Source organism: Mesorhizobium sp. M0983, assembly GCF_040318975.1.
In the GTDB taxonomy this organism is placed as follows: domain Bacteria; phylum Pseudomonadota; class Alphaproteobacteria; order Rhizobiales; family Rhizobiaceae; genus Mesorhizobium.
The window spans coordinates 1-6,556 of record NZ_JAMYNH010000052.1 but is presented as its reverse complement, the minus strand read 5'-3'; the positions used below and the strand labels follow the sequence as shown (position 1 = coordinate 6,556).

Annotated in this window: 7 protein-coding genes and 2 pseudogenes; 5 read left to right on the top strand and 4 right to left on the bottom strand. The window is 60.4% G+C overall.

The features are described from left to right. The 3 genes and pseudogenes from NKH71_RS33190 to NKH71_RS33180 all read left to right on the top strand — a co-directional run. Positions 1-186: pseudogene (locus NKH71_RS33190) on the top strand (NADP oxidoreductase coenzyme); the annotation flags it as partial. Positions 187-189: 3 nt separating this feature from the next. Beyond that, positions 190-693, top strand: coding sequence for an SRPBCC domain-containing protein (locus NKH71_RS33185; RefSeq protein WP_352547369.1), 504 nt, complete (start codon positions 190-192; stop codon positions 691-693). Between the two features lie 164 nt (positions 694-857). Then, entirely contained in the window at positions 858-1,670 is an 813-nt protein-coding gene (locus NKH71_RS33180; RefSeq protein WP_352716858.1) for an SDR family NAD(P)-dependent oxidoreductase, read from the top strand. Positions 1,671-1,776: 106 nt separating this feature from the next. On the opposite strand, the pseudogene NKH71_RS33175 reads toward NKH71_RS33180, so the two are convergent. The 3 genes and pseudogenes from NKH71_RS33175 to NKH71_RS33165 form a co-directional block, all read right to left on the bottom strand. Then, positions 1,777-1,902, bottom strand: a pseudogene (locus NKH71_RS33175) (LysR family transcriptional regulator); the annotation flags it as partial. A 1,142-nt stretch (positions 1,903-3,044) separates the two neighbouring features. Continuing rightward, positions 3,045-3,557, bottom strand: a complete 513-nt coding sequence (locus tag NKH71_RS33170; protein WP_352482338.1) for an OmpA family protein — start codon at positions 3,555-3,557, stop codon at positions 3,045-3,047. Between the two features lie 10 nt (positions 3,558-3,567). Further along, complete coding sequence (locus tag NKH71_RS33165) at positions 3,568-4,227, bottom strand: L,D-transpeptidase (protein ID WP_352896593.1); 660 nt, start codon at positions 4,225-4,227, stop codon at positions 3,568-3,570. 264 nt (positions 4,228-4,491) lie between these two features. Between NKH71_RS33165 and NKH71_RS33160 the strand changes: the two genes are divergently transcribed. Further along, a complete protein-coding gene (locus tag NKH71_RS33160; RefSeq protein ID WP_352896598.1) occupies positions 4,492-5,622 on the top strand; it encodes an aminopeptidase in 1,131 nt (376 codons plus the stop codon). Between the two features lie 159 nt (positions 5,623-5,781). Here NKH71_RS33160 and NKH71_RS33155 read toward each other — a convergent pair whose 3' ends face one another. Further along, positions 5,782-6,015 (bottom strand): hypothetical protein, encoded by a 234-nt coding sequence (locus NKH71_RS33155; RefSeq protein WP_023716496.1) that lies wholly within the window; start codon positions 6,013-6,015, stop codon positions 5,782-5,784. A gap of 407 nt (positions 6,016-6,422) precedes the next feature. On the opposite strand from NKH71_RS33155, the gene NKH71_RS33150 reads away from it, so the two are divergent. After that, the coding region (locus tag NKH71_RS33150) for an NAD(P)-binding domain-containing protein (RefSeq protein WP_352896596.1) at positions 6,423-6,556 on the top strand (134 nt) is incomplete at its 3' end.

Below are 6,556 nucleotides of genomic sequence, written 5' to 3'. Positions count from 1 at the left end.
CACCGGGTCGTCTTTCTGTCGAGCGACGACGAGGACGCGACCGCTCCGGTGGCGGCCTTGGCCAAACAACTCGGGTTCGCACCCGTCAAGCTGGGAAAGCTCAACGAGGGTGGCGCGCTGGTGCACGCACGCGGCCGCACTTGGGGCCAGCTCATCTTCCAGGATTTGTTCAAGAAGGAGCAGTAATCGATGTATGATCATGTGATTTGGCCCGAGCGATATGATCCGAAAACGTCGGCCATCTACGCACTCAACGACATTGACGTGAAGGCGCCGGCTGAAGTGGTCTGGAAGCTGCTCGTCGATGCCGAGAATTGGTCGAGCTACTTTCCCGCCGAAGATCAGGTCAAGATCTTGACCGGCAAGCCGGAACTGGCGCTTCAAACCAGATACAGCCGGGTGACGGTTGGCTTTCCGATGAGTCTGGTCGTGACGGAGTGTGAACCCTTCCGCAGGCTCGCGTGGGCGACGACGGTCGATGGCGACGAGACCGGCTCGAGCGCGTACCACGGCTGGGTCATCACTCCTACGGTCGATGGCTGCCATGTGCTGACCGAAGAAACGCAGCAGGGCCCTTGGTTCCTTGAGGAACTCGGGCGCAAGCATCCCGGTGCACTCTACCGCTATCACCAGGAATGGGTCGAAAGCCTCGCCCGCGCTGCGGAGGCGGAAGTGGCAAGCAGGGCAAGTTGAATGGGCTTGTCTTGAGGCCTGGCCGGTTGCTTGGGCCGCAACGCTTTCGACCGAACAGTACTGGGCCTGCCTTCGTCCCGAATATTGTCGGTACTCAACAGACGACGGGCGCTTCCAGCCTGGATCGGCGGATGATCACCCACCTACCATTGGAGATAAATGACATGAATATTGAACTCATGGGCCGCAAGGCGATTGTCACCGGATCCACCGCCGGAATCGGCCGCGCGACGGCGGAGGGGTTTGCCCGTGCCGGTGCATCGGTCGTCGTCAACGGCCGTGGGAATACCCGGGTCGACGAGGCGGTGAGGCAGATGCGGCAGGCCTTTCCCGGAAGCGACATCTCGGGCATCGCCGCCGATCTTGCGACAGCGGAGGGTGCCCAGGCCTTGATCGCGCAGGCGCCGGACGCCGATATCCTTGTGAACAATGTTGGTACGGCTCACATCCGGAGCTACAGTGGCGTCGAGGACATCGCGAAGATCCCCGACGAGGACTGGCTTGGCCTCTTCCAGTTGAACGTAATGAGTGGCGTGCGCGTGACCCGTCATTATCTGCCGCGGATGGTGGCGAAAGGCTGGGGCCGCGTCGTGTTTGTAAGTAGCGAGTCCGCAGTCAACATCCCTAAGGAAATGCTCGACTACGGCATGACCAAGACCGCTCAACTCGCGGTGTCGCGCGGGCTCGCCGAGGCGGTCGCGGGCACGGGTGTCACAATCAACGCCGTCCTGCCGGGACCTACCCGCTCTGAGATCCTGGGCGACTTCATGGCGAAGCAGGCTGACGCAAACGGAATCACGCAGCAGGAGGCCGAACAGGGCTTCTTGAAGGCGATGCGTCCGACCACCCTCATCCAACGCTTCGCGACCACCGATGAGGTGGCCAACATGATCATCTACGCATGCTCGGAGCAGGCTTCGGCGACAACCGGCGCGGCTTTGCGGGTGGATGGCGGCGTGGTCCGCTTCGTCGCGTAGCTGCCGAGACGGTTATGGCGCTAATGGCGCCGACCAGCGGACGGTCGACACCTGCGGCTGAGTTTCCCCTGCCCGGTGTCTTCAGGCCAAATGCTGGCCGTGACCTTCACCTGTTTCTCGACACACCCTGCAACAGGTCGAGGAAGGCGCGCACAGCGGGATTGGCGCGCCGGCTTTCCGGCCAGACCGCCGTGATATTGTGCCGCTCGACCGCATGGTTGGAAAGCACCGGCTCCGAAGCATCGACCAGGATAAGCGGCAGATTATAGTGCTGGCGAAACATCTCCACGAACTGATCGCGCGCTAACTTCTTCGAGCAGCGCGCGACCGAAGATTTGAAGGCCACAAAGTCGCGAAGGTTGGGGTAGGCCCGACGGGGTATGGGCGCCGTTCGAAGAGCGGGGAGACGCCCGACAGAGCGGCAGATCTGTCGGTCGCCTAGAATCTATCGACTGCTATCGATGGCCTAGGATTCGCTCGAGTGTCCTCTGCTATCCGATATTACTCCACAGCACTCCCCTCCGTTCGCGCAGCCAGAGTGGGCGTTTGTGTTCACTCCATCGCTTTCGTTCGCCGACATAGAGCTGCCCGCTTCCGCAGCGTCAGAGCCGATTCTCTACATGTAAAAGCTGTACCTTGGAGCGATCTCCTGCCCGTCTCGAGGTACTTCAGCACCTGCCCCACCTGTCTTGCCGTCGCAATAGTAATCGGCATTCCGTTGTCGAACTGAGTGTTGTTCCAATTCATCTTGGTCAAAGCCAGGGTCTCGTACGCGATATGCTGCAGTGGTTGACCGAGGACCTGACATCGCAGTATCAGCGGCCGCGGCACATACATTCCGGGATATGTGCGGAAGAAGTCGACGCTGCCGCGCGTGTAAAGGTGCGGAAATCGACGCCTCAGTTCGACTTTCTTCTGACCGCTTACAATCTTGGTAGCGTACTCTGGCTTGACGCTCAGAACGAAGTCGTGGCGGAAAGGTCAAGGTTGTTCATTCAGTGACGATCGCAAAATTTCCCACGATCGGGCATTATCCTACGCGAAACAAATTGTGAACCGCTGATTGATCCAAATCGGCGACGGAGGTCACCGAGCGATCGGCTTCCGATATTGCGGTTCGCAAGCCCGCAGGAAAGGCCGAAGCAACAGGCGTCACACTCGCCTGTCTGTAACCCAAAGGCCGTAGTGTGGCAGAGCAATGGCTCTTGGGATCATCACAAAAGAAAGGACGCTTGGCTGCCGCTGTTGCAGTTGTGGGAACAACCGCTTTCAAGTCGAGGCAGAGTTTGGGTTAACGACTGAGATGAGGCGCAAAGCAGCCATGCCGCCGTCGCGTGTGAGACTCTGCTTCGGGTCACAAGCAAAACAGCAGCCCTATGGCTCGTCCCTCACATCGCGCAAATTAGACACAACCCGGCGGTTCTGCGACCTGCAGGCGTTGTCGGGGCACTCGCGGACGAGCCTGTCCTTGCCGTAGCCCTTGGCCCACATGCGGTTGCGGTCTATGCCGCCGGCGGCGAGGTAGTCCATCACCGCATCGGCGCGCTGCTGCGACAGCGCCGTTTCACTTGCGCCGGGATCGTCGGCGAAACCCTGCAGCTTGAGCAGCCAGCGCGGATGCTTTGCTAACCAGGCGATCTGGGTGTCGAGGGTGGCCTTGGCGACAGAATCGAGCGCGGCCGAACCTTGCGTGAAATAGGTGCGGCGGCCGACATTGAGGATAAAATCCTCCTCGCTGCCCGGCTGCACGTTCTGGAAGCCGGCAACCTCGGTGTTGGTGACGTCGGGCGTGGAAGGGGCCAGCGTGTTGCTGGTCGAGCAGGATGCGACCAGCACCAGCAGGCCGGCGGCGAGCAGCCGGCGCGTGTTTTCAATCGTGCGGTTCATGAGGCGCCAATCATTCGACAGTGGTGGAAGCGGGCGCCTGGTCGGCGATGTGCGGCAGGACCTGCACCGCGGTGCCGATCGGGCAGCGCTGGTAGAGGTCGATGATGTCTTCCGGGAACATACGGATGCAGCCGCTGGAAGCGTCGGTGCCGATGCTCCATGGCTCCAGCGTGCCATGCAGGCGGTAGCCGGTGTCGGCGCCGTCGCGGTGCAAATAGAGCGCGCGCGGCCCGAGCGGATTGTTGGACGCGCCGCCTGCGACCATGGGTGGTAGGTCCGGCTTGCGCTTACGCATTTCGGGGGGCGGGACCCATTGCGGCCACAGCGCGCGGCGGTCGATCGTCGCGCGGCCGTACCATTTGAAGCCGTCCTTGCCGACGCCGACGCCGTAGCGGATGGCGGTCTTGTTTTCCATGATGACGTAGAGGAAGTGGTGGCGGGTATCGACCACGACGGTGCCGACCGGCTCGCTGCTGAAATACTTGACGATCTGGCGATGCCATCTCTTGTCGATCTTGGCGAAGTTGGTCTTGCGATAGACAAAATTGTTGTCGCTGCCGGTACCGGCGAAAAAGGATTTTGCCGCCGCGGCTTGAGCAATATTGCTGGTTGCACCCACCGCGACCAGCGCCAGGCCACCGAGCACGACACCCCTGCGTGATAAAACCATCGGCAATATTCCCCCATGCCTAAAGCCTGGCGGACCATAGTTGAGAATTATTTCGCCTCAAAGTGGAAAATGCTGCGTTGCTTAAGTCGGCCGTGTCCGGACATTCGGCAATTTGGCGGCGAGTGACCGAATTGTGACTATCTTGCCGAGGACGAACGTCTAACCTAAACCCCCTCCAGGACCTTACCAAATTGGCGCGACTGTTTGGGACCGGGCGTAGTTGCGACATTTGCCCTATCCGGAAGTGTGAGCGATGCCGTGGGCATGATGCATGCTTTTCGTTCGGTTGCTGCGATGATCGTGATGTCCGGCGTGGCAGGTTGCACCAGCATTTCCTACTACGCACAATTCTTGAAGGGTCACGTGGAGATCATGGCGGCGCGCCAGGATGTCGGAGAGCTGATCGACAATCCTTCGACCCCTGGGACATTGCGCGCTCGAATGGCATCGGCGAGCGCCATCCGACAGTTTGCGATAGATGAACTAGCGCTGCCGGACAACAACAGCTACCGCAGCTATGTTGACGTTGGTCGAGACGCGGTGACATGGGCCATCTTTGCAGCGCCGGAATTCTCGCTGACGCCACGAACATGGTGCTTTCCGGTGTTCGGATGCGTACCGTACCGAGGGTACTTCTCCAAAAGGTCTGCGATTGAAACCGCTGTCGAACTTCAGAGACAGGGCCTGGACATCTATGTGACGGGCATCACTGCATATTCCACGCTCGGCTGGTCAAGTGACCCGCTGCTAAGCACCATGCTCAGCCAAGATGAAACGTATCTTGCAGGGCTGGTATTCCACGAACTCGCTCACCAGCGCGTCTACGTGCATGACGATTCCTCGTTCAACGAAGCGTTCGCTGTCGCTGTCGAAACAACGGGTGTGAGAAAATGGCTGCGCGCGACCGGCGATACTGCCGGATTGCGCCGTTACGAAGCCGACCGGAGGCGCAGAGCTGAATTTCTTGTGCTGGTGTCGCAGACCCGGGACGAGCTAAGGCATGTCTATGACGACGATGTTACTTCTGAGCAGAAGTGGGCCGCGAAGAAGGCCGCGATCGAACGGCTGAGGACGCGATACCGACAGATGCGCGACAGGCGCTGGGGTGGATACCGTGGATATGACGCCTGGTTCGATGCTCCGATCAACAACGCAAAGCTCGCCGCGACTTCCGTCTACAGCGATCGGGTGACTGCGTTTCTCCGCTTATTCGATTTGTGTTCGGGCGACTATCCACGGTTCTTCGCGTCGGTTCGACGGATAGGAGCGTTAGACAAATCTGACCGCGCCGAAGCGCTCGAGGCGGCAGATACATGCAATTGGGCCGGTCAAATCCGAAGGCCAGAAGCGGCGAATCGGTCGCTGATGTACTCGGCAGCCAGCGCAGGTGATTGAATTGACCATTTGTCGGCCGATTTCCTAGGTACTTTGACGTCGGCGGGGCCAGAAGACGCATGTCGGCCTACAGAAGCCAAAAGCGGACTTGCCTGAACTCCCCGAGGGGTCCTGGACCACAATGATTGCCGGCGGGCTGTGGCGCCTCAGTGTGCGCCCCTACGAGGCCGAAAACCTCACGCTCACGCCGCGCTGCCGAAAATAAGCCTGCATCAGCTTGCGGCCCGAACGGTTGTTCTGTGCCAGCCTTGCCGGATCAAACACCGCCTGTTCTATCCCCTCTCGCGTCAGCGCTGCTTTGAGCGCCGCGATATGTGCGTCGATGTCGGCATTGTTCGCCCGGAGCGATGCATAGATGCTGTCGGTCGCCTCGGCCACGGTCGGCTCGCTCACGGGTGTACTCCTTTGGCTATTCGGGCGGCGGCTTAGCACAGATCAGCGGCTTCGCCGATACCGATAAGACGGCTAGATGGGCGGCAACAGTGTTCCTTGGGGTCGGTTGTGAGTCATAGGTTCCGCCTGAGTCGGAGATCGCAAGCCATGTCGACATGAACGAGTGAGGAGGATTGGACGCACACGTTCGAGTATCCGGGCTTGCCTGCCGCGCGGCTGACCGTCCGGCCGCGCGGAAGTCGTTCACGGCAGGACGTCTACGCGTCAATTCAGGAATTCGAACCGATGACGCGCATCGCTTGGGGTGGCAGTCCGAAGATCTCGCGAAGGTCGCCATGCAGCGAAACGGATAACCCAGCGCCGTTGAGGGCCGGGGAATCAAGACCAACACGGATCGGAGAAGTATTATGAGCTATGCGATTGTAGGATTCGGTGCGGTAGGCCAGGCCCTCGCCCACGCCTTCGCCCGTAAAAACATCGACGTGACCGTCGCGAGCCGCCGGCCGCCCGAGGCGCTGGCGCCGCAGGCTCGGGCGATTGG